General features: G+C 31.7%; 19 protein-coding genes, 1 tRNA gene and 1 pseudogene. 3 read left to right on the top strand and 18 right to left on the bottom strand.

What is annotated here, in order from left to right:
* Positions 1–337: 337 nt before the first annotated feature.
* The 4 genes from G9F72_RS09210 to G9F72_RS09195 form a co-directional block, all read right to left on the bottom strand.
* The gene (locus tag G9F72_RS09210) at positions 338–2,032 is read right to left on the bottom strand and encodes a M3 family oligoendopeptidase (RefSeq protein ID WP_164956141.1); all 1,695 of its coding nucleotides are present in this window, start codon (positions 2,030–2,032) and stop codon (positions 338–340) included.
* A gap of 109 nt (positions 2,033–2,141) precedes the next feature.
* Positions 2,142–3,128 (bottom strand): AmmeMemoRadiSam system radical SAM enzyme, encoded by a 987-nt coding sequence (gene amrS / locus G9F72_RS09205; RefSeq protein ID WP_164956140.1) that lies wholly within the window; start codon positions 3,126–3,128, stop codon positions 2,142–2,144.
* A gap of 11 nt (positions 3,129–3,139) precedes the next feature.
* A complete protein-coding gene (amrA, locus tag G9F72_RS09200; RefSeq protein WP_164956427.1) occupies positions 3,140–4,540 on the bottom strand; it encodes an AmmeMemoRadiSam system protein A in 1,401 nt (466 codons plus the stop codon).
* Positions 4,541–4,751: 211 nt separating this feature from the next.
* On the bottom strand, positions 4,752–6,137 hold the full coding sequence (locus G9F72_RS09195) for an APC family permease (RefSeq protein ID WP_164956139.1): 1,386 nt from the start codon (positions 6,135–6,137) through the stop codon (positions 4,752–4,754).
* A 529-nt stretch (positions 6,138–6,666) separates the two neighbouring features.
* Here G9F72_RS09195 and G9F72_RS09190 point away from each other — a divergent pair.
* Positions 6,667–6,858: a hypothetical protein gene (locus G9F72_RS09190; RefSeq protein WP_164956138.1), complete on the top strand. Its 192-nt coding sequence runs from the start codon at positions 6,667–6,669 to the stop codon at positions 6,856–6,858.
* 138 nt (positions 6,859–6,996) lie between these two features.
* On the opposite strand, the gene G9F72_RS09185 is transcribed toward G9F72_RS09190, so the two are convergent.
* The 10 genes and pseudogenes from G9F72_RS09185 to G9F72_RS09140 form a co-directional block, all read right to left on the bottom strand.
* Positions 6,997–8,769, bottom strand: coding sequence for an aminopeptidase P family protein (locus G9F72_RS09185; protein WP_164956137.1), 1,773 nt, complete (start codon positions 8,767–8,769; stop codon positions 6,997–6,999).
* 84 nt (positions 8,770–8,853) lie between these two features.
* On the bottom strand, positions 8,854–9,480 hold the full coding sequence (locus tag G9F72_RS09180) for a cyclase family protein (RefSeq protein WP_164956136.1): 627 nt from the start codon (positions 9,478–9,480) through the stop codon (positions 8,854–8,856).
* An 11-nt stretch (positions 9,481–9,491) separates the two neighbouring features.
* Positions 9,492–10,997 carry a glucose-6-phosphate dehydrogenase gene (gene zwf, locus G9F72_RS09175; protein ID WP_164956135.1) on the bottom strand — a complete coding sequence of 502 codons (1,506 nt, stop codon included), beginning with the start codon at positions 10,995–10,997 and terminating at the stop codon, positions 9,492–9,494.
* 290 nt (positions 10,998–11,287) lie between these two features.
* Positions 11,288–11,650, bottom strand: a complete 363-nt coding sequence (locus tag G9F72_RS09170; RefSeq protein ID WP_164956134.1) for a sulfite exporter TauE/SafE family protein — start codon at positions 11,648–11,650, stop codon at positions 11,288–11,290.
* 20 nt (positions 11,651–11,670) lie between these two features.
* Entirely contained in the window at positions 11,671–12,453 is a 783-nt protein-coding gene (gene lgt / locus G9F72_RS09165) for a prolipoprotein diacylglyceryl transferase (protein ID WP_318010976.1), read from the bottom strand.
* Positions 12,454–12,464: 11 nt separating this feature from the next.
* Positions 12,465–13,640 carry an ROK family transcriptional regulator gene (locus tag G9F72_RS09160; RefSeq protein ID WP_164956132.1) on the bottom strand — a complete coding sequence of 392 codons (1,176 nt, stop codon included), beginning with the start codon at positions 13,638–13,640 and terminating at the stop codon, positions 12,465–12,467.
* A gap of 285 nt (positions 13,641–13,925) precedes the next feature.
* Positions 13,926–15,608, bottom strand: a pseudogene (locus tag G9F72_RS09155) (CoA-disulfide reductase); the annotation flags it as partial.
* A 24-nt stretch (positions 15,609–15,632) separates the two neighbouring features.
* Positions 15,633–15,917: an ArsR/SmtB family transcription factor gene (locus tag G9F72_RS09150; RefSeq protein ID WP_164956130.1), complete on the bottom strand. Its 285-nt coding sequence runs from the start codon at positions 15,915–15,917 to the stop codon at positions 15,633–15,635.
* Positions 15,918–15,951: 34 nt separating this feature from the next.
* On the bottom strand, positions 15,952–16,275 hold the full coding sequence (locus G9F72_RS09145) for a rhodanese-like domain-containing protein (protein WP_164956129.1): 324 nt from the start codon (positions 16,273–16,275) through the stop codon (positions 15,952–15,954).
* Between the two features lie 299 nt (positions 16,276–16,574).
* Positions 16,575–17,870 (bottom strand): hemolysin family protein, encoded by a 1,296-nt coding sequence (locus G9F72_RS09140; RefSeq protein WP_164956128.1) that lies wholly within the window; start codon positions 17,868–17,870, stop codon positions 16,575–16,577.
* 235 nt (positions 17,871–18,105) lie between these two features.
* Here G9F72_RS09140 and G9F72_RS09135 point away from each other — a divergent pair, with 235 nt between their 5' ends.
* Entirely contained in the window at positions 18,106–19,008 is a 903-nt protein-coding gene (locus tag G9F72_RS09135; RefSeq protein ID WP_164956127.1) for a 3'-5' exoribonuclease YhaM family protein, read from the top strand.
* A 211-nt stretch (positions 19,009–19,219) separates the two neighbouring features.
* On the opposite strand, the gene G9F72_RS09130 is transcribed toward G9F72_RS09135, so the two are convergent.
* The 4 genes from G9F72_RS09130 to G9F72_RS09115 all read right to left on the bottom strand — a co-directional run bounded on the left by G9F72_RS09130 (position 19,220) and on the right by G9F72_RS09115 (position 21,716).
* On the bottom strand, positions 19,220–20,137 hold the full coding sequence (locus tag G9F72_RS09130; protein WP_164956126.1) for an LD-carboxypeptidase: 918 nt from the start codon (positions 20,135–20,137) through the stop codon (positions 19,220–19,222).
* Positions 20,138–20,469: 332 nt separating this feature from the next.
* Positions 20,470–20,561 (bottom strand) — tRNA-Ser (locus G9F72_RS09125).
* A gap of 134 nt (positions 20,562–20,695) precedes the next feature.
* Positions 20,696–21,310, bottom strand: a complete 615-nt coding sequence (locus G9F72_RS09120; RefSeq protein ID WP_164956125.1) for a DedA family protein — start codon at positions 21,308–21,310, stop codon at positions 20,696–20,698.
* Positions 21,297–21,716: a hypothetical protein gene (locus tag G9F72_RS09115; RefSeq protein WP_164956124.1), complete on the bottom strand. Its 420-nt coding sequence runs from the start codon at positions 21,714–21,716 to the stop codon at positions 21,297–21,299. The genes G9F72_RS09120 and G9F72_RS09115 overlap by 14 nt, the downstream gene beginning before the upstream one ends.
* 262 nt (positions 21,717–21,978) lie before the next feature.
* Between G9F72_RS09115 and G9F72_RS09110 the strand changes: the two genes are divergently transcribed.
* Positions 21,979–22,350: an iron-sulfur cluster assembly scaffold protein gene (locus G9F72_RS09110; RefSeq protein ID WP_164956123.1), complete on the top strand. Its 372-nt coding sequence runs from the start codon at positions 21,979–21,981 to the stop codon at positions 22,348–22,350.
* Positions 22,351–22,381: the final 31 nt, after the last annotated feature.

Raw genomic sequence — 22,381 nt, 5'->3', positions numbered from 1 at the left:
TTTCTTTTTTTCAGTACTATAACAGTTTGTTCTAAATTTTTTTTTAAATTTCATATTTCTTTAACATTATTGGTATACTTCGTTAAAATAGTAACTATTCGATAGCCGCCTGTGTTTATGCTGTTAGCCTTGTGTTTTCACCATGTAAAGGCTATTGGTTATCATATAATCCACCCTTTAAAACTACATTGCAAAATGTATTATGAACGCAAAAAATCCAGCAGAATGTTATTCTACTGGATTTCTTATTTTGCTTTAATTTATACTTAGATAATTTTTTAACAAGAATAATTCTATACTACCATGTGGTTTTAAATTACTTAATTAAAGTATAAGTTTATAGTTTTGTATCATCAACACTATTAAGCCAATTTTCAATATCATCTATGACTGATTCTATGCAACCATCATCAAATGGTGACTTTAAATTAGCAAGTTCAACTAGATCTAAGAATGATTTACTTCCACCCGCAGAGCAAAGGTTCATATAATCTGCCATTGCATTTTCTCTATTATCATTAGCTTTTTTAAAGAATTGGAACGCACAAACTTGAGCTAATGTATAATCTATATAATAGAAAGGTGAACCAAAAATATGTCCTTGTTGATACCAATATCCACCTCTTTCTAAATAGTCATTTCCAGCATAATCTCTATGTGGTAAATATTTATTCTCAATTTCTTTCCAAGCACTCTTTCTTTCAGCAGGCGTAGCTTCAGGGTTATTATAAACAAAGTGTTGAAACTCATCAACAGTTACTCCATAAGGCAAGAATAAAAGTGATTGACTTAAATGATTGAATTTATATTTTAGTTCTTCTTCTTCAAAAAACAAATTCATCCATGGCCAAGTTAAAAATTCCATACTCATAGAGTGAATTTCTGCAGCCTCATAAGTTGGGAAGTTATACTCAGGTACAGCATAGTTTCTACTGCAATAAGCTTGAAAAGCGTGCCCAGCCTCATGTGTTAACACATCTACATCCCCTGAGGTACCATTGAAGTTTGAAAATATAAATGGTGATTTGTAACTTGCTATAAATGTACAATAACCACCACCGGCTTTACCTTTTTTACTTTCTAAGTTCATAAGCTGGTTATTAATCATGAAATTAAAAAATTCTCCAGTTTCCGCTGACAATTCCTCATACATTTTTTTCGCATTATCAACTATCCACTGTGGGTTACCATGTGGTTTTGCATTTCCACTTTTAAAGCTTATCCCTTCATCATAATAATATAAATGGTCTAAGCCTAGGCGTTTGCATTGTCTTGCTTTTAATTTACTAGCAATAGGAACTATAACTTCTTTTACCTGTTTTCTGTAATTCGCAACCATTTCAGCATTATAATCTGAACGAAGCATACGATCATATCCAAGTTGTACAAAATTCTCATAGCCTAATTTTTTAGCAATTTTAGTTCTTACTTTTACTAGCCCATCATAAATTTCATCTAATTTTGTTTCATTTTCAGAAAAGAAAGCATATTTAGCTTCATTTGCTCTTTTCCTCACATCTCTATCAGTAGATACTCCGAAGGGGGTTAATTGAGATAGTGTTCTTTCTTCACCTTCAAACATTATTTTTGCTGAAGCGATTAATTTAGTATATTCACTAGATAACTTATTTTCCATTTGTAAATCTTCAATTATTTCTGGAGAAAAAGTTTTAATATTTAAAGTGGCCTTATTAAAAAGTTGTTTACCCCATTTTTCTTCTAATTCAAGTCTAAATTTTGAATTAATAAGAGCCTCATAATACTTGGCAATTAAGCCCTGGTAAATAGGCATGTTCTCATCAATGAAATCTTGTTCACCTTCATAAAAAGCATCAGTTGTGTCAATAGTATGGCGTATGCCCACAAGCTCTGACATTGACTCTATATTACCCCTTAGGTCATTGATTTCAACCATAATTGAATTTGCATCCTCAAAGCTAGCACAAGTATTAAATCTAGCTAATAACTGCGTGAACTTTACTTCCAGCTCCTTCATATCTGGTCTTTTATACTGCATTTCTGTAAATTTCATAATTTATTCCCCTTCCCCAATTAAAATGTTATATTTTTATAGTATTTATATTATATTCTCTAAAACCTAATTACTTCCTTCAAAATAAGAAAATAATTATTGCTGGCTCCTAAAGTATAAGATTTATTTTATAACCACACTTTGGACATATGCCATCACTAATATTTACATGTACATAAAATCCATCTCTTTCAATAAGTTTATAACTGCACTTTGGACAGTATGTTGAGTTATCAGTACCTGCCACATTACCTAAGTATACATAGTTAAGATATTCTTTTGCTATATCTCTATCCTTAAGCATTACCTCAATCTCTGTAGCAGGATTTTTCATCTTATAGTTCGGAAAATACCTTGATAAGTGGAGTGGAATATCTTTATTTATTGAGGCTATAAAACCTGCAATTTCAGAAATTTCTCCGCTTGAATCATTTTCTCCATTTACCAGTAGTGTAGTTACCTCTACATGACACTCTTTTGATGAGATCTTGATAGTATCCATTACAGGTGTAACACTTCCTCCACAGATGTCCTTATAATACTTATTATTAAAAGCCTTTAAATCAATATTCATAGCATCCACATAAGGAAGAAGCATCTTTAACGGATCTTCTTTTATATAACCATTAGTAACCATAACTATATTTATATCTTTAAGAGATTCTTTTAATAGCCTTGATGCATTGTATACATATTCATACCAGATAGAAGGCTCATTGTAGGTAAATGCAACCCCAATATTATCTTCAAGGTTTTTGCATATTTCCACTAATTTTTCTGGAGCTATATATTCGCTGTTTGCTCTCCCTTGAGATATGGAGTAGTTTTGACAAAACCCACAGCTAAAATTGCATCCAAAGCTTCCTACAGAAAGTATATTGCTACCTGGTTTAAAATGATATAGTGGCTTTTTTTCTATGGGATCTTGAGCCATAGAAGTTATTTCCCCATAATTTATAGTATGAAGTTTTCCCTCTCGATTCAACCGTACATTACATTTGCCATGCCCACCAGCTGCAATAAGACAGTTATGCGGACAAAGTTTGCAACTTATCTTATCTCCTTGTTTTTCATAAAATAGCGCTTCTCTTTCCATATTAACAACTCCTATTTATGCCTAATGACCTCAAATTTTTCTATGGAATAATCTTCATTGGTGGAAATCCCTGCTTTGTTTAGCACAATGCTTATCTGTTCCTCTATGGTATTCACACCCTCAAGGTCCGGTAATAGAAGTCCACTCTTTCTTCCACTTCGTACAACTACCCCATATTTTTTGGGATCTAATTCTTCTTTTAAAGCTGGTATTGGCTCAGTTAAAACATCTACAGAAAACACAATATCCTCAAGCTCTCCCTCGGACACTGGACTAAACCTTGGGTCTTCCTCTCCTGCTTCAATGGCATTTCGCATTATTTCACTAGCAATACTGTCTGTTACAGGAAAAATGGTACCTATGCAGCCCCTTAGCTGTCCAAATTTTTTAAGAGATACAAATACCCCTCTTTTATTATTTGTCATTTCCTCTGTTACATAGCTCGGCTCATCCATGAAATCGCCCTCTATTAAATAATGAGTAAGACTTTCCCTAGCAAGCCTAACATAGACATCTTCATTATTTACTCTTTCCATGTATTTTTTTCTTTTTCCCACCATGATTTCTGATAATATGTCTCTGTCATTTTTTTTAAGTTCAAATTTAATTACTGCATATCCAACTCCGAAGGTGCCTTCATAGGAAAGAAGTTCTCCCTTTATTTCATTACCCTCCATCGCTCCAAGCATCATATAATAGGACCTTAAACCACATTCTCCAGCGTTTTCAACCATTTCAGAATTTATATTAAATACTCCTGCTACATCGCCCTTTGTTAATAGACTTATTATTTCTGCATCAAACTTTTCTCCAAAGGGATTATAATCATAAGGGCCTTCATCTTTAAGATGATGAGAAAGATCACCACTTCCAATAAACACAGCATTTTCATTACTTTCCTCTACTGCCTCCTTGATGATTTTACCAAATTTATATAATTGTATAGGACTAAGCCCTCCATATGTAATATGAACAAGCTTAAAAGAATCATATTTATTTACAACAAAATACAGTGGAACTATGGTACCATGATCTAGTTCATATTCTCTACCATACTTTTTAAGAAAGCTTGATGTTACTTTGGCTGTTGGTATATTATTTTTGTTCGCCTTATCGATTATTTTCTCTGTAAGTTTCATATCTATTTCAAAATTCATAGAAACTTTTAACGCACCAAATTGCTTTAAACTTCCTGAAATAGAATTTTCAAAAGAAAGTGCTATGGCATCTGAAAACATAGTACCATGCGGCGTAACTACTATTATTACCTCTGGTTTTAACTCTGCTATTTCCTTCCCAATGCGCGCGCAAGCATCATATGTATTTTTTATCTTCTTTTCTTCTCCACGCCCCACCTCTGGAATTATTATAGGGGGATGTGGCATTGTAACGTAAGCTATTATTTTTCCCATCATAATCACCTCTCCTATTTATTACTCTAAGTCTCATTTAAATAAATAACAAGTCAGTATGGTAATCTATTTCATGCGCCTAAATATTTTACCCACAACTTAATGTTCATATCCATAAAAATTAGTAAGGAAAAAGGGCTGCCTCTTCAAATGATTTTTAATCATTTGAAGAGGCAGCCCCTTTTTAACTTTAAAACTTTATGTTATTTTGTTATATTAGTTCCTCCTTTTGAAGTTCACTATGATTCTTACCATACAATAAATAAATTAGTAATCCAATTAATAACCAAATTACAAAGCTAATCCATGTTATTGCAGGTAATGCTGACATTAAGTAAACACATGCCAATGTAGTAAGGATAGGTACAAGTGGTACCCATGGGCATTTAAACTTTCTTTCAACATTTGGCATAGTTTTTCTAAGAACTATAACACCTATAGAAACAAGAACGAAGGCAAATAATGTACCTATATTACATAGTTGTATTATAAGATCTAAGGGTAAAAATCCTGCCATTACCGCCGCTAAAGAACCAGTGATTAATGTACAACGATTAGGTGTTTGATGAACTGGGTGTATGTGCGAGAACACCTTTGGCAATAGCCCATCTCTTGACATAACCATAAATATTCTTATCTGTCCATAAAGCATCACAATCAGTGTTGATATCATACCTACCACCGCACCAGTTCCAACCAAAGCAGCTCCCCAGGTAATTCCAAACCTTTGCAATGCACCCGGAACAGCATTGTTCTGACTTATTTCATTATATGGAACCATGCCCGTTATAACAACTGCAACTGTAACGTAAAGTAGAATCACCACTCCTAGGCAAATAGCAAGTCCTCTAGGTACATCTCTCTTTGGATTTATAGTTTCTTCTGCAGCAGTTGAAACTGCATCAAAACCAATAAAAGCAAAGAATATAATTGAAGCACCTGCCATAACGCCCTTCCATCCAAAAGGAGCAAATGGTTTATAATTAGCTACACTAACATGAAATACGCCAAGTACTATAAATAAAATAATTACTCCAACTTTTATCAAAACGATTATGTTGTTCAGCTTTTTACTTTCTTTAATACCTTCAAATAATATCCAGGTTACAAACACCACTATTGCAACAGCTGGTAAGTCAACAATTCCACCTGCCATGGGTGTTCTAGTTATCGCTAAAGGCATATTAACTCCTGCAGATTTTAATAGCCCTACGAAGGTTCCTGACCACCCCGATGCAACTGCAGCTGACGAAACTAAATACTCAAGCATTAAATCCCAACCTATAGTCCAGGCTACTATTTCACCAAAAGCAACATATGAATATGAATAAGTACTACCTGCAACTGGAAACATTGTAGCAAGCTCAGCATAGGAAAGAGCACAAAGTCCACTTACTATTGCTGCTACAATAAATGATAAAACAACCGCAGGTCCTGCTAAATGAGCACCGACACCTGTTGAAACAAAAATTCCTGTACCAACAACTGCACCTATTCCAAGTGCTGCAAGGTCAACTGCTGTGAGATTCTTTTTCAAATCAGATTTTTCGGCGGAATGTAACATCTGCTCTAGGGATTTTTTCTTCCAAATATTCATAATATTTTCCCCTCTCTTAAATTCATCTTTTGTTTTGTTTGGATTATTTCATTTTAGTAATAAAGTTTGCTGTAATATATGGCTTGGCTATCTCCTTTATAAAATTTGTGTTCTTTAATGATAGAGTTATAAAATAATTTATAGGTAATAATATGGTGGGGATAAGAAATAATATAATACATACTATATTGAAAATTTAGAATATTTAAAAGGTTCGAAATTTAGCACTTCAAGTAATCTACTGTAATAAAAGCTCGAATGCTATGATTTCCTACCATTCCTTAAGTTTTATGCTATAGCATCACTATTGACAAGATAATATGGCTTGTTTAAAGGGTTACGGCCATATATCCAATTTCAGGAAAATATTTATTTTATAAAAACAGTCGAAATTTGTGGTATTTTTTTTAAAAAAGAAGGAATTTTAGTTATATATCTAGAATTAATATAATCTAATTATACAGAAAGGAGAATTTTATCAGAAATACATATATTGAAATTATTATCTGATAAATGAGTTAAATGCGAAATGAAAAATATACTAAATAAGCTTGGTAAATCAAAGTTTTTAATCTTAGGTTTATTTATTGGAGTAACCTCAGCAATGGGTGTTAAAATGGTTATGAATACTTCTGGACCCAGAGTTCCCGTATGGATGTTCTTTTTACCACCAATAATAGCATATGTATTTTTAAAAATCTTTAAAAAGAATAAGCGTTAATAAAAACAGTTGTTAAAAGTGGATTATCTTCAAGATATAGATTTTATAAATAAAAATAAAGAAAATGGCTGTCTCAAAATGATTTTTTAATCATTTTGAGACAGCCATTTAACCTTTGTTAATTTATAAACCTTATATCTATATTTCCACCGTTGCCTGCTTTAAGTACTCTAGTTCCTCTCCCTTTAAATAGGTAGAAAGTTTTTCAAATACAGTTTTGTGATAATTGTTTAACCAGTTTTTTTCTTCAAGTGTTAATAGTGAAACATCTATAACTTCTAAGTCTATAGGGCATAGTGTTAAGGTCTCAAACTTCATAAATTGTCCACCATATAAAGTGTTTTCAATTTCTTGAACAACAACTAAGTTTTCTATTCTTATACCATGCTTTCCTGCCTTATAAACTCCTGGTTCGTTAGACACTACCATTCCTTTTTCAAGCTTAATAGTATTTGGAACCACAGATATTCTATGTGGGCCTTCATGAACATTTAAGAAGAAACCTACTCCATGTCCTGTTCCATGCTTATAATCCATTCCAGCATTCCAAAGTGGAATTCTAGCTATAATATCTAAATTTGAACCAGTAGTTCCATGTAAAAATTTCTGCAATGTTAAATCAATCATCCCTCTTAATACTAAGGTGAAATCTGTTTTTTCTTCATCAGTTAATGGACCTACGGCTATCGTTCTTGTAATGTCTGTTGTTCCATCCAAGTATTGTGCGCCTGAATCTAATAAATAAAGGCTCTCTTGCATAATAGTCGCCTGATCTTTTTGCGTAGCAGAGTAGTGAGGCATTGAAGCATTTGCTCTGTAAGCTGAAATTGATGCAAAGCTTAAATCATAGTAATTTTCTCCTACTCTTCTTATTTCTTCAATTTTATCTGATGCTTCTATTTCTGTAATATTACGTGTTTTTATGGTTCTCTTTAACCAGCTAATAAATTTAACCATAGCCACACCATCGCGTACCATTGCACTTCTAACATTTTCAATTTGAATATCATTCTTTATAGCCTTAAATCTTGTAGTTATATCCATAGCCTCTATAATTTTAATCTTTATAGCGCTGTATATCCAAGTGCTAGTTCTTGCTGCATCAAGTAATATTGCTTCCGCTTGAATTTCTTTTAAAAATTCCCCTATACTATCGTAAGGCATTATTTCTACATTAGCCTTTTCAAGCTCTGCTCTAACAACCGAATTAATTTTTTTATCATCTATAAATAGATAATATTTTTCCTCTGAAATCACTGCATAAGCTATAGTTAGTGGATTGCATTTTACATCTCTTGCTCTAATGTTTAATAACCATGCTATGTCATCAAGGCCCGATATAACATAGTAGTCTGCTCCCATAGTCTTCATTTCAAGAACTACCTTAGCAAGTTTTGATTCCCTAGACTCTCCTGCAAACGCTACATCATGCAAAACTACCTGACTACAAGGTCTTTGAGGTCTATCTTTCCATATTATATCTATTAAATCTTCATTAACCTCATAGGTAAATTCACTACTTTCTAAAGCCTTTTCCAGGCCTCTAAAATACTCTACTGAAATAACCTTACCATCAAAAGCAATCTTTGCTCCCTTATTAAGATTTTGCTTCAAAAATGCCTCAACAGTTGGAATGCCACTCTCTCCCATTCTAAATAGTGTTACTCCTGTATCTCTTAATTGATTTTCTGCTTGTATAAAGTATCTTCCATCTGTCCATAAACCGGCCTCACTTAAAGTTATAATTGCGGTACCAGCAGAACCAGTGAATCCTGTTATAAAAGTTCTAGCAGTATAGTGCTCTGCTACGTATTCACTTTGATGTGGATCTGAACTAGGGACAATGCAAGCATCTATGCCTCTTTCTCTCATTTCATTTCTTAACTCTTCAATTCTTTTTTTTACGTTCATTACCTTCACCTCATTAAATTGTAAACGTTTATTTACAATATATTCTTATTACAGACATTATTATAACATAAAAGTGTAGGATTATTATATCATGTCTTTTATTAAAACAATCCTAGCAGGAGCACCATCCACTCCTTTAATTTTAAGTGGCAACGCACACATGAAGTATTCATCCTCTTTTATTTCTTTTAGTCTAACTCCTTCTATGATAGTTATTCCACTACTAAAAAGGATTTTATGGGTTTCATGCTCTGGCTGAGCTCTCTCTATTCCAAAGGAATCTATTGCTACTCCAATTACTTTTTTCTCCGCTAAATACTCTGCGCCGCTTTTTTTAAGAAAAACAAAATCGAACTGAAATTCTTCTGAAAAGGAATTTCTAGTTTTAAGTAATAAGAATTCACCAGATGTAATGTTTTTATCCACAAGATCCTCTTTTGTTATACCATCTACTATCTTTGTTAGATCTAATACTCTACACTTTGTAATCAATTTATTTAAATCAATAGATTCAATAGTAGCTCCCATATCATCTACGTGATATGGGGCATCAATATGAGTTCCTGTATGCAAGTTCATATACATGCTAGATTCATTAATGCTATCCTTTGGAATTTTCCTCTCGAATTTAATTACTGGTCTTTTTTCTTCTATATTCTTGTAAACTCCCATACTTTTTTCAATAGTCATTGAGATATCATATATAATCATATTTACACTCCTTAATCAGACGCAGTATTCCACCACTGTCTTCCATCACTTTCAATTAAGTCTATTGCTTCCTTAGGACCTGCAGTTCCTGCTGGATAATTGGGACACGTAGGTATATTATTTTCATATTGTTTTTCAATGCTTTCAATAAATTCCCAAGAGTATTGAAGTTCATCCCATCTAGTAAATAGTGATGAGTTATTTCTAATTGCCTCAAGTATTAGCCTCTCGTAGGCCTCAGGTGAATCATTTAAACACCTACAGCTTTGACAATAATCTAATTGAACCTTTTCCATCTTAAATTCACTACCAGGCTTCTTTGCATTTATCTGAAAGAAAAATCCCTCTTCTGGCTGAATTTTTAAAACTAAAAGATTATGAGGAATGTTATTAAACTCCTTATAATAATTAATTCCCGGAAGTTTTTTAAACTGAATAACTATCTCAGTACTTTTATTGTTCATCCTTTTTCCTGCCCTTATATATATTGGTACTCCTCCCCATCGAAAATTATCAATATAAGTCTTAAGTGCTATAAAAGTATCCGTATTGGACTTAGGGGATACTCTGTCTTCTTCCCTATAACCCACTACTTTCTTACCTTCGACTTCTCCCTGGCCGTATTGGCCACGAACAATATTTTCTTTAAAAGACTCAGCAGTAAAAGGTCTGAGTGATCGTAGTGCCTTGACTTTTTCGTCCCTTATAGATTCAGGTTCAAAGTCTATTGGAGGTTCCATAGCAATCATAGTTAGCATTTGTAATATATGATTTTGAAGCATATCTTTTAGTATACCAGCATTATCATAATATGCACCTCTGCTCTCTACTCCTAAAAGCTCATTAGATGTAATTTGAATATTATCAATATGATTTGCATTCCATAATGGTTCAAATAATGAGTTTCCAAATCTAATTGCCAATATATTTTGAATCATTTCTTTTCCCAAATAGTGATCTATTCTAAATAAATCTTCTTCTGGTATAAGCTTTGATATATTATTATTTAATATCCTAGCTGTTTCAAGGCTTGATCCAAAAGGCTTTTCAATCATTATCCTCTGCCAGCCAATAGCTTTTAAAACCATACCATTGTTCTTTAAATTTCTAATTATGCCTTCAAAAAACTCTGGAGCAACGGCTAAATAATATAATCTTTTGCCTCCTGTTGAATATTTTATCTCCATAGTTTCCAAAAACAAATCCAAATCCACATAGCCTTGATTATCCGAAGTAAAATCAAAGTTTTTATAGAAAATTCTCTTACTGAATTTAAGCCATAACTCTTCGTTTAGTGAAAATCTAGAGAATTTTTCTACAGATTCATGCATTTCTTCTCTATATTCCTCATTTGTTTTTTTACGTCTTCCTATTGCTACAATTGTAAAATTTTCAGGTAACTTTTCTTCGTACATTAAACTGAAAATAGCGGGAATTAGTTTTCTTCTTGTCAAATCACCAGTTCCACCAAAAATTACAAATATACTAGAAAGTTCTTTATCAATATTTGTCTCCATTAAAAGTGCTCCTTCCTAATACTCTTTTCTTAACGCACCATTCGCCATATTTAGCAGGATTTAATCATATGATTAATATAACACAAACTAATGAATATTAGCAAATATAAGTTGTCCATTTCTCTCTACAAATGAGACCATTATTTTAAATAAGGAACTATAGGGAAGTTTGTGCTTACCATAAACAAAATGAGCATCAGTAGCTATTTATGACCACTGATGCTCATTTAAATTTTTCCAGTTTAATTCAAGTACCATAAAATGCAACAAAGATTAAGGCAATATAAAATTTATTTTGAAAATATCATTTTAAGAGATATTAAAAGCATTAATATACCAAAGCCTTTTTTTAATACCTCAGTAGGGATATTTTGAGCTAACTTAGATCCAAATACTGACCCAATTACTAGAAAAATTACTATTAAAAGGCCAGCTTTAACATTAACTTGGCCTTTTTTATAATATTCCATAAATGCAATTATTCCAACAGGTGGCAATAATATGGCCAGAGAAGTTCCTTGGGCTTTTAGCTGGCTAAAGCCACATAAAAACATTAATGCAGGTACAATTATAACTCCTCCACCTATACCAAACATTCCACTTAATACTCCTGCAACGATTCCTATTAGAATAAACAATATAGTACTTGTCATTGATATTCCTCCTGAATATATTAAAGTTCTACTTTTTTATACCTAGATAAAATTAAAAATCCCACCCAGACTACAATTCCACATAAACTCACTATCTGAGCAATTCGTAAAGGTCCAAACATTAAGCTATCTGTTCTTAGACCCTCTATGAAAAATCTACCAATAGAATACAGTCCAATATAAGTAAAAAATACAATCCCAACTTTTTTATTTTTCCTTAAAAGAATCATTAGTATTATAAACACAGCGAAATCCCATAGTGATTCATATAAGAAAGTAGGATGATAATAAACTCCTTCTATATGCATACCTTGCTGTATGAATTTCGGAAATTTCTTAATAAACTCATAGGATACTGGACCACCATGGGCTTCTGAATTGAAAAAATTTCCCCATCTGCCAATAGATTGTGCAATAATAATTGTTGGCGCAGCAACATCTGTCATTTTAAAGAAATTCATCTTCTTACGCTTTGCTATTATAAATGCAGTTACTAAGGCAAACAGAATTCCACCATGAATTGCAAGTCCGCCTCCTCTAATATTAAATATATCTAATAAATTATTTCTGTAATCATCGAACTGAAAAGCTACATAATATAGCCTTGCACCTATAATACCAATTGGTAGAGAAAAAAGCACTACATCTAGTAGAGAGTCATAATCAACATCTCTATACTTACATGTATAACTTGCGAGCATTATGGCTAATGCCATTCCAGCTCCTATAAATATTCCATACCACATTACACCAAATCCAAATATATAAAACGCTACTGGGTTCATACAATCACTCCTAATAATATTATTATCACCTAAATACTTTTTAAATAACCTTCCATTACCATAGCTGCTGCCCCTATGGCAATAATATCTTCTTCAAACTTACCTCCTTTGCTAAACATAACTCTATTATCCCTATGATTTATGTTTCGAAAGGATTCAATAGATTTTTCATAGTAATTTTCAAAATTCATTATTAACGGTCCACTTAGAATCACAAGCTCAGGATTTAGTAATCTCACAAGGTTAGAAAGTCCAATACCTAAAATTTCTGCACTATGATTTACTACTTCAATTGCAATGTCATTGTTTTGTAATTCTACTTTTAACTTTTCGCTGTAATTTTTTTCATTTATTAACTTATTATTATATTTTGTTTTTGAATTTATTTTTTTAAGGATTGAATCTATGGAGGAATAGCTTTCTATGCAACCACAATTACCACAATAACATTCTTCTCCATTAAGCTCTACAATCATATGTGCAAAAGCATCCTCTCTATCGTTCATTGACCTAATAATAATGCCATCTCTTATTATTGCTGACCTTAGTCCAATGCCACAGTGAATATATGCAATGCTTTTTATTTTTTTTCCTTTGCCATACAAATACTCACCTAAAACAGCAGTATTAGCTCCATTGTCTATAAAGCAAGGAATTTTAAGTCTTTCTTCAAGCATTGCTTTGATAGGAACATTAACCCAATTACTGTTAAAAAAACTTTTAGGGTTTAATATAATTCCTTTTTCTCTGTCTATTGGCCCCACAGTACCTAACCCAATCCCTAAAACTTCATCCTTTTTAATGTTTAAATCAGATAACATTTGTTCTATTGTGAGAATGATTTTTTCAACAGTTTTTTCAGGAGAGTAACTTTCATCCATAATAAATTCTTCTTTTTTTAAAACACTCAATTTCATATTAGTTAATATCAATTTTACATAAGTTCTTGATATGTCTATACCTATAGCATAAAAGTCTGCTTGGGATACATCATATTCCACTGCTTTTCTTCCTCCCGTAGACTTTGACTCTCCATATTCCACTATTACCTTTTTATCCTTAAGTGTTTTCATAATTCTATTTAGTGTGGTTAGTTTTATATTTGCAACAATATGCAAGTTTTTTTTTGTTATGGGTCCTCTTTTTTGAATTATATTTAGGATTTCTAAATCCCGACAAGATAATCCCTCTAGAATTTTAATCATATACACCCCACTTCCACAATTATATTCTTAAGTATAGTATAAATACTTTTAACCATTTTGGCAATAAGTTTTTTGTAAATAATTATATTAAAAAATGGGAAGCTCAATATGGAGTTTCCCATTTTTTAATATCCTAGGTGTACAATTCTATTTATCCATATTGTTCAATACATATTCATCAATGGCATCCGCCACATTCTTAGAAAGTCTTACTGCTTCAACCACTGTTTTAGCTCCAGTAATCCACTTGGTCCTTTATAACTTGAGTATCAGGATCTAAAATTTTTGTCTTTTTGATGTTTCATTTTTTTCAACTTTATTTGAGTTGAAATTTGAAATTGACACTGATTTATATCCTCCTGTTAAGTTTTTAACCTTAAATCCCTTTTGCTGCAAAATTCTGGCTGCTACGTATCCTCGAAGTCCTACCTGACAATATTCAAGAATTTCCTTGTTTTTATCAAGCTCACCAATTCTTTCTCTTAGATCATCTACAGGAATATTTATAGCACCTTCTATATGTCCATTACTAAATTCCATATCAGTACGAACATCAAGTATTATGGTATTTGCTTTATCATAAGCCATAAATTCATCTGTGGTTAATACGTCCATTCTTCCAGCTATTACATTTTCAGCCACAAAACCTGCCATATTTATTGGATCCTTAGCAGATGAGAAGGGTGGTGCATAGGAAAGTTCTAGCTGCGTTAAATCAGTTACTGTTCCTCCTAGCCTTATAACTGTAGCAAGTACATCTATTCTCTTGTCTACTCCATCATAACCCACACCTTGAGCTCCTAGTATTTTCCCTTCATCGTTAAAAATAAGCTTTAAAGTCATAGAAAGAGCGCCGGGGTAGTAAGATGCATGGCTTACAGGATGAACAAATATAACTTTATGAGGAATGTTAAGGCGTGTTAGTGTTCTTTCATTATTACCTGTACTTGCAGCTGTTAAGCCAAATACCTTAATAATTGAAGTCCCTTGAGTTCCCTTGTAAGTAGTAGCGAGTCCAGCTATATTATCAGCTGCTATTCTACCTTGTTTATTTGCAGGGCCGGCTAGTGGTATTGCGGAAGTTTGCTTGTTTACAAAATCAACTATTTCTATTGCATCACCTACTGCAAATACTCCAGAAACAGCTGTTTCCATTTTATCATTTACTATTATATGTCCTCTAGGTCCAAATTCTATTCCACTATTTTTCAAAAATCCAGTATCTGGAAGAACTCCTATTGCCAAAATAACCATATCTGCACTTAATCTTGTACCACTATTTAAAATTATTTCCACACTGTCTTCATTATCTTTAAAAGCTTTTACTCCATCATTTAAAATTATTTCCACACCATTATCTATAATTTCCTTTTCAACGGTTAAAACCATATCTGTATCAAAAGGAGCCATTATATGAGGAGCTGCTTCTACAATAGTAACATCAAGTCCTCTTTCTTTTAAGTTTTCAGCCATTTCCACACCGACATAGCCTCCGCCAATAACTATAGCAGTATTAATACCCTTTTTATCCACATATGCTTTTATATTATCTGTATCTGGTATATTTCTTAGTGTAAATATTCTTTTACTGTTAATACCCTCTATATTGGGTTTGATTGCTTTTGCTCCTGGTGATAAAACTAAATAATCATAGCTCTCCTCATAAGTACCACGAACCTTACTATTAACTGTTACAGTTTTTTTGGCAGTGTCAATTCCTACTACATCACTGTTATTTCTAACATCTATATTAAATCTTGCCTTCATACTCTCAGGTGTTTGTACTAAAAGTTTATCTCTATCTTTTATTACTTCACCAATATAATAAGGCAGTCCACAATTGGCAAATGAAATATATTCATCTCTTTCAAACATAATTATTTCTGCTGTTTCATCTAGTCGTCTAAGCCTTGCTGCGGTTGAAGCTCCACCAGCTACTCCACCTACTATAATCACTTTTTTATTCATTAAAATCACTCCTCATATTCACTATTATTGTATACTAAAAATTGAATTAATTAATTTTCCCATTCTCTGATCTTTAATTTTATATTTAATTTCAAGTCCATGTCGACTGCCCTCAATTATTCCAGCTACTCTTAATTTCTGTAGGTGCTGCGATACGGTAGATTGAGGAACTTCTAGACAAGTATGCATATAACCGACATTACATTCCCCATTCTCTAATAGATTTTTTACTATACATATCCTAATTGGATGTGCTAAAACTTTAAGAATTTCTGCAATGTGATTGTATTGCATATAATCTGTATCCATAGTTCCTCGCCCCCTTCTAAAATTTTTTTAATCATTATCTAGTTAGACTGTATCTCCAAGAGCTTATTCCTCTACTGAGATGGTAAATATTTTTAAAAGAACTATTCGCCAAAGTATCCACCGCTCTTGGGCTTCTTCCACCGGATGCACAATAAACAAGTACTGGCTTATCTTTGTATTTATCAAGTTCAGCAAGTTTCATAGGAAGAATCTGTACTGGAACAAGCTTTGCTCCTGGAATATGACCACCATCGTATTCCTCTCTAGTTCTTACATCTAAAATAACAAATTCACTATTTTCACTTAAAAGCTTATGAGCCTCTTCTGCAGTAACATTTTTAATCTTTGAATTAAACATAATTTATACTCTCCTTTTCAAATTAAATTTATAATTTTAAAACATTTTATTTTCATCTATATATCGTAATATTACGATATAACAATATATTATCACAATTAAAAATAAAAACAATAGAAAAATTAAAAATAAATAATTTAATTTTTACGTAATCAAATGGATTGTCAGAACACTTAAAAAACCTAAGGGAAAAAAAGTATGGTTTTAATTCCATTTATCATATCATTTGTTGAGATACAACGAACTTAAGGCTCTAGCAAAATTGCTAGAGCCTTCCAATACTATTGTGGCTGTTTCACTTATTCTACAGATGATTTTTTGATTAGCACTTTGCTTATTCTTTTACTATCACATTCCAATATGATAAAATCATAATCCTCATATATGATTTTATCATTAACTTGTGGATATGACTTTAACTGTGAATAAATCCAACCTCCAATGGTATCAATGTTTTCAACTTCAAAGTCCTTATCTAAAAGGTCAATGATATCTTCAATGAGAACTTTTCCATCTACAAGATAATTACCATCTTCAGTTTTAATAATCTCGCTTGCTTCTTCATCAAACTCATCTTGAATTTCCCCAACAATTTCTTCCAAGATATCCTCATTAGTTACGAGTCCAAATGTTCCACCATATTCATCAATAATTATAGCCATTTGTACCTTTTGTTTTTTAAACACCTTTAATAATTCACTTATTGACAAGGATTCTGGAACAAATTTAATCTCACGAATAATGTCTTCTATATTTTGATTATTACCCTCAATTTTCTGTTTATATAAATCCTTAATATGCACAAAACCGATAACATTATCCTTGTCATCCCTACACACTGGATATCTAGTTTGCTGCTTCTCCAGAGCAAAGGCTATAATCTCCTCAAAAGAATCCTCTAGAAAAATACATTTCATATCAGTACGCGGTATCATTATTTCTTTTACGGTTTTCTCAGAAAAATCAAATATATTGTCTATAAAAGTTAATTCTGTCTTATCTATTAAGCCATGATTATAACTCTCTTCAACCAATAATTTTATTTCTTCATCAGTATGTGCTGCTTCCTGCTCATCTACAAGGGACACACCAAAAACCTTTAAAACTATACTAGTACTATGGTTAAAAGCCCACATTATTGGATAAGTTACGTTATAAAACATTATAAGCGGCAGTGCCGTGTACATAGCTATCTTTTCTGCACTTATAATTGCAAGTGACTTAGGAACTAACTCTCCAAGTACAATATGAAAGCCCGTTATAATTGAAAATCCTAAAATAAATGAAATTGAATGTACAGCACTTTGTTGCAAATGAAATAAATTAAATAGGGGAGTTAGCATATCTGCAACAGCAGGTTCCCCTACCCATCCGAGTCCCAGTGATGCTAATGTTATTCCTAGCTGACATGCCGATAAGTATGAATTTAAATTTTTAACAACCTTTGATGTATATTTTGCGTTCCTAGCTCCCTCACCTACTAAAGTTTCTATCCTAGATTTTCTAACTTTTACCATGGCAAATTCCGTAGCAACGAAAAAAGCATTCATAAATACAAGCAAAAATACAATAATAATATTTATAAAAATAATCAATTTTGATAGCCCCTTCCAAAGTCAGCACATATGTTTTTTATTTATTATCATACCATACTTTTCTAATTTTTATAACATCGGGTTTCTCTACAAATACAAATCTTATAACAAACGTATTCTACAAATATTGGATATGAGCATTGGTCTTATAGAAATAAACATGATCCACCAATAAGTATAAATGTTTTTTTTACACATACTAAATATAGAAAATACAATTAATTTGGAGGAAAATATGAGTGCAAAAAAGATTTTTTTATGTGATATAAAAAGTGGCAATAAGATAAAAACATCATTAATGGTAATGAAAATAATAGCTAAAGACCCTGCTAAGGTTATATGCATATTAGCAGATAGAAGTGGTGATATAAAAGCTAACATACCAAGTAGAAAGAGCGATATTACAGAAGGAAGCGTAATAGAGATAGAGGGTATTAAAGATTGGAATCTAGATGTGAAAAAATATGGGTTTATTTCAGATTATGATCTCTCAGATTATCTCCCAACAGTAAAGAGACCTATAGAAGAGATCATGGATGAAATTGAATCTTATACTACTAAGTATATTACTTCAATAGAAGGTAAGTCTTTGAATGACTATTTCTTTAAGGATGAAATAGTCTTAGATAAATTTAAAAGAGGAATAGGTGGAGTATCTATGCATCATAATTACATAGGTGGGCTTGCAGAACATACCCTAAATGTTATGCATTTAACTTCTATGCTTTGTGAAAGATATGACTGCCGGAGGACAGAAACAGCAATGCTTGCAGCAAAACTCCATGATATTGGTAAGATTTATGAATTATATTATGACGGTCCTTTTAAATATACCCTTAGAGGAGAAATGGAAGGTCATATTGTTATTGGAGTAGAACTGATAGAAAAGGCTATTAGAGAAAATCCAACACTTTATTCAGAGGATTTTGTCACTAGGATAAAGGGCTGTATTGTTCAGCATCATGGAAAACTTGAATTTGGTTCTCCAAGAAGCATGAAAATGGAAGAGTCATTTATAGTTAATTATGCAGATTCAATAGATGCTACTATGAATAAGATCTCTCAAGTAAAGGATAAAACAGAACCTGGTAATTGGTCAGAATATGATAGAAGAATTGAAACTAAATTATATTTATAGGGAAAGATATATTAAGATTTTATTTATAAAAGTTATCCAAAATAGAAGATATTAATATATTTATTTAAAAAAATAAATATATTAATATCTTCTATTATTTAAATATATTTCAATGTCTTTAAAATGATTGCTAAAAAATATTACAAACTTTCCAATACACTTGCCTTTAAAATTATCAAATCCTATATTAAAACTAGCTTAGCCCTTCAGCCTAACCTACTACGGCTTCCATTACATGAATAACTCCAGACTCTGAGTTCATTATCACCTTTGCGCCAATTGGAAGAGTGAGTTTGGGATAGTCATGACCTGAGCAAAACCCCGAAAACATAGGTATATCTAAACTATATGACCGATCCTTAATAACTTCTTCTAAGGTAAGGCTTCTTTCATAGTGAGGTAAATCACACCCAGTGAATTGACCTAAAATAATTCCCTTGCATTGTTGAAGCTTTTTAGCTAATAGCAATTGTGTCAGCATTCTATCAACTTTATAAGGCGCCTCACCAATCTCTTCTATAAAGAGTATTTTATCTTTCATATTAATTTCATAGGGTGTTCCAAGAGAATTGCATATTAATGAAAGATTACCACCTATGAGATGACCCTCAGCAATACCGCTTACAATACACTGAGTAGGAAATTCAGATGGGTTTTTAATAACATAGGGTTTATACCCTTCCATAAAAGTGAACATAAAGTTTTTAAAAGTTTCGGTATCTTCCAGATTAGAACTACCCATTGGACTATGAAAGGTAGTAAGTTTACATTTTTCATAAAAGGAATTTAGAAAAACCGTTATGTCACTAAAACCTGCAAATATCTTTGGGTGTTTTTTTATTACATCAAAATCTAGATAGGGGAGTATTCTACTTGAGCCATATCCACCTCTTATGCAGAGTATCATATCTACTTCTTTGTCTTTAAACATCTCCATAACATCTGCTGCCCTGTCCTTATCCTTGCCAGCAAGATAACCCCAATTATCATATAAGTGGGTTCCTTCTTTTATATTGAAGCCTTGATTTTTTAAAAATAAAATACCTTTTTGAATTGCTTCAATATTTTCTGGACTAGCAGGAGAAATAAGCCCTATGGTATCTCCTAAACATAGTCTTTTTCCAATCATCAATTACACTTCCTCAAATTAATTTGTATAATCTTCATATTTATACTACTATAAAAACCAATTGAAATAATATATGCAATATTTTCATATTATTCCTAATATAATTCTACCATAAATAAATATAATAAGATGTAACAAAGTTGTAACACAAGTTTACATTATATTATATAGATTGTAACCTGCTAACCCTACTATGCAGACTATTAAGCATAAAATTATCTTTATAGGTTTTAATTCTGTTGTAATAACTGCCGATCTAGCTTGTAAATCCCATTTACAACAAAAGTGCCATGCCAAAAGGACTCTAGCAGTTTTGCTAGAGTCCTTAATTTTGGCGGAGAGAGGGGGATTCGAACCCCCGGAACGGAATAACCCGTTCGCCTGTTTTCGAGGCAGGTACCTTCGGCCACTCGGACATCTCTCCATATAATAAGTTACCTTTTTTATTATAACATATTTTAGTTTTATTTAAAGTATCTTTACCAAATTATAGTCAAATAAACTTAATAAACTTAATAAACTTAATAAACTTAATTGTAAAAACTAGAAATATAATGACTAGTTTTTACGATTTTTGTTTTTAATTGCTTTAATAAAAAAATATAGAGCAATAATTAAAATTGCTATGTAAGTTAAAAATTGTCCAAATCCTGTTACTATGGGAACTATAGTTTCCCAGGAATCTCCGAACCAATATCCAAGTCCTAGGTATATACAAGTCCAAAACAATTCGCCTAAAGCAACAAATAAGTTAAAAGTCCATAATTTATATCCTGTAATCCCAGCTGCAGCATTTATAAAAGGTCCCGTAGAGGATATTAAAAATCTACTAAAAAAAACTGAAATTCTTCCATGTTTTTTTAAATAATCTTTAGCCTTAAATATTTTAGGTTGGAAGTAAGTTTTCACTTTAGGATGATTGTTTAAAGTTTTATCCCCAATACCTCTCCACATAATATAAGCAATATTATCCCCAAGCCATGAAAAAAACCAAACTTCTAGTAAAAGAATCACTACATTAGATTCACCAGCATAAGCAAAAGCCCCAGAAGCCATTACAAGTAAAGATGATCCTGTTGGAATTCCTATACACTGAAGTATAATTATAAAACTTAAAAACCAAATGTTATAGTTTCTAAAACATTCTATTAATAAATTACTAAATTCGCTCATGATTATTACCTTTTAATTTATTACCTTCTAAATTATTACTTTCTAAATTTTTATCACTTTCTATATTTTTATGATTTTCTATGATTTTCTTTAAATTATCCTTCAGTTCTTTTGAAGTTTTATTATATTTTTTCCCCAACTCTTCTATGTTTAAATTCTCATCACCATTTTGTGGAATAATTTCAAGAGCTTTAAAAATATCATCTTCACTTATATTGTTTTTTTGGGATAATTTTTTTACAGTTATCCATTTATGAGTGCTCATATTTCCAATCTGTCTACTTTCTTTTGTAGGTAAATTAATATTTTTAAATTCTAAATATATTATGGTAGACCGCCTTATTATTAGAAATGTAGTTATAATAATTAAAACTGATAAAATACCTGTTTTTACATTCTTCCTCATTAAATCCCCTCACTCTAATAATATCTATTATTTACATTATAATAGTTTATACCATTAGATTCAACATTTGATAATTAAGTTACCACTTTATTTAAAAAGCTTATAGAAAGCAGAAATTATAAACACCTAACTATATACTAAAAAATGTAATCCTTGTTGAACCCCTTATGTAAAAGCATTATAATATACTTAAGGTATGGACAATCATATATGTGGTTGTTTTTCATAAATATATGTTTACCATTTTGAGGAGGTGTATCCTGTGTATAATGATATAGTTATGGATCATTTTTCTGATCCAAGAAATGCTGGAGAAATACCTGATGCAGATGCTATTGGTGAGACAGGTAACCCTGTAGATGGTGATAAGATAAAGATATTTATAAAAGTAAAAAACAACCTATTGGTGGATATTAAATTCAAAACCTTTGGATGTGGTGCTGCAATTGCAGCAAGCAGTATGGTTACAATACTCGCAATTAATAAAACCTTAGAGGATGCTTTTAATATACAAAATGAAGATGTTTCAGAAGCTCTAGGAGGTCTACCTGTAGAAAAGCTACTTTGTTCAAACATAGCAGCTGATGCATTGCACAATGCAATAAAAAATTATTTCTTAATCCATGGATTATAATTTTCACATTATAGTGAATTTTTTATTATAG

The organism is Clostridium estertheticum, assembly GCF_011065935.2.
Taxonomy (GTDB): Bacteria; Bacillota; Clostridia; order Clostridiales; family Clostridiaceae; genus Clostridium_AD; species Clostridium_AD estertheticum_A.
This window is presented reverse-complemented; position numbering and strand designations above follow the sequence as displayed.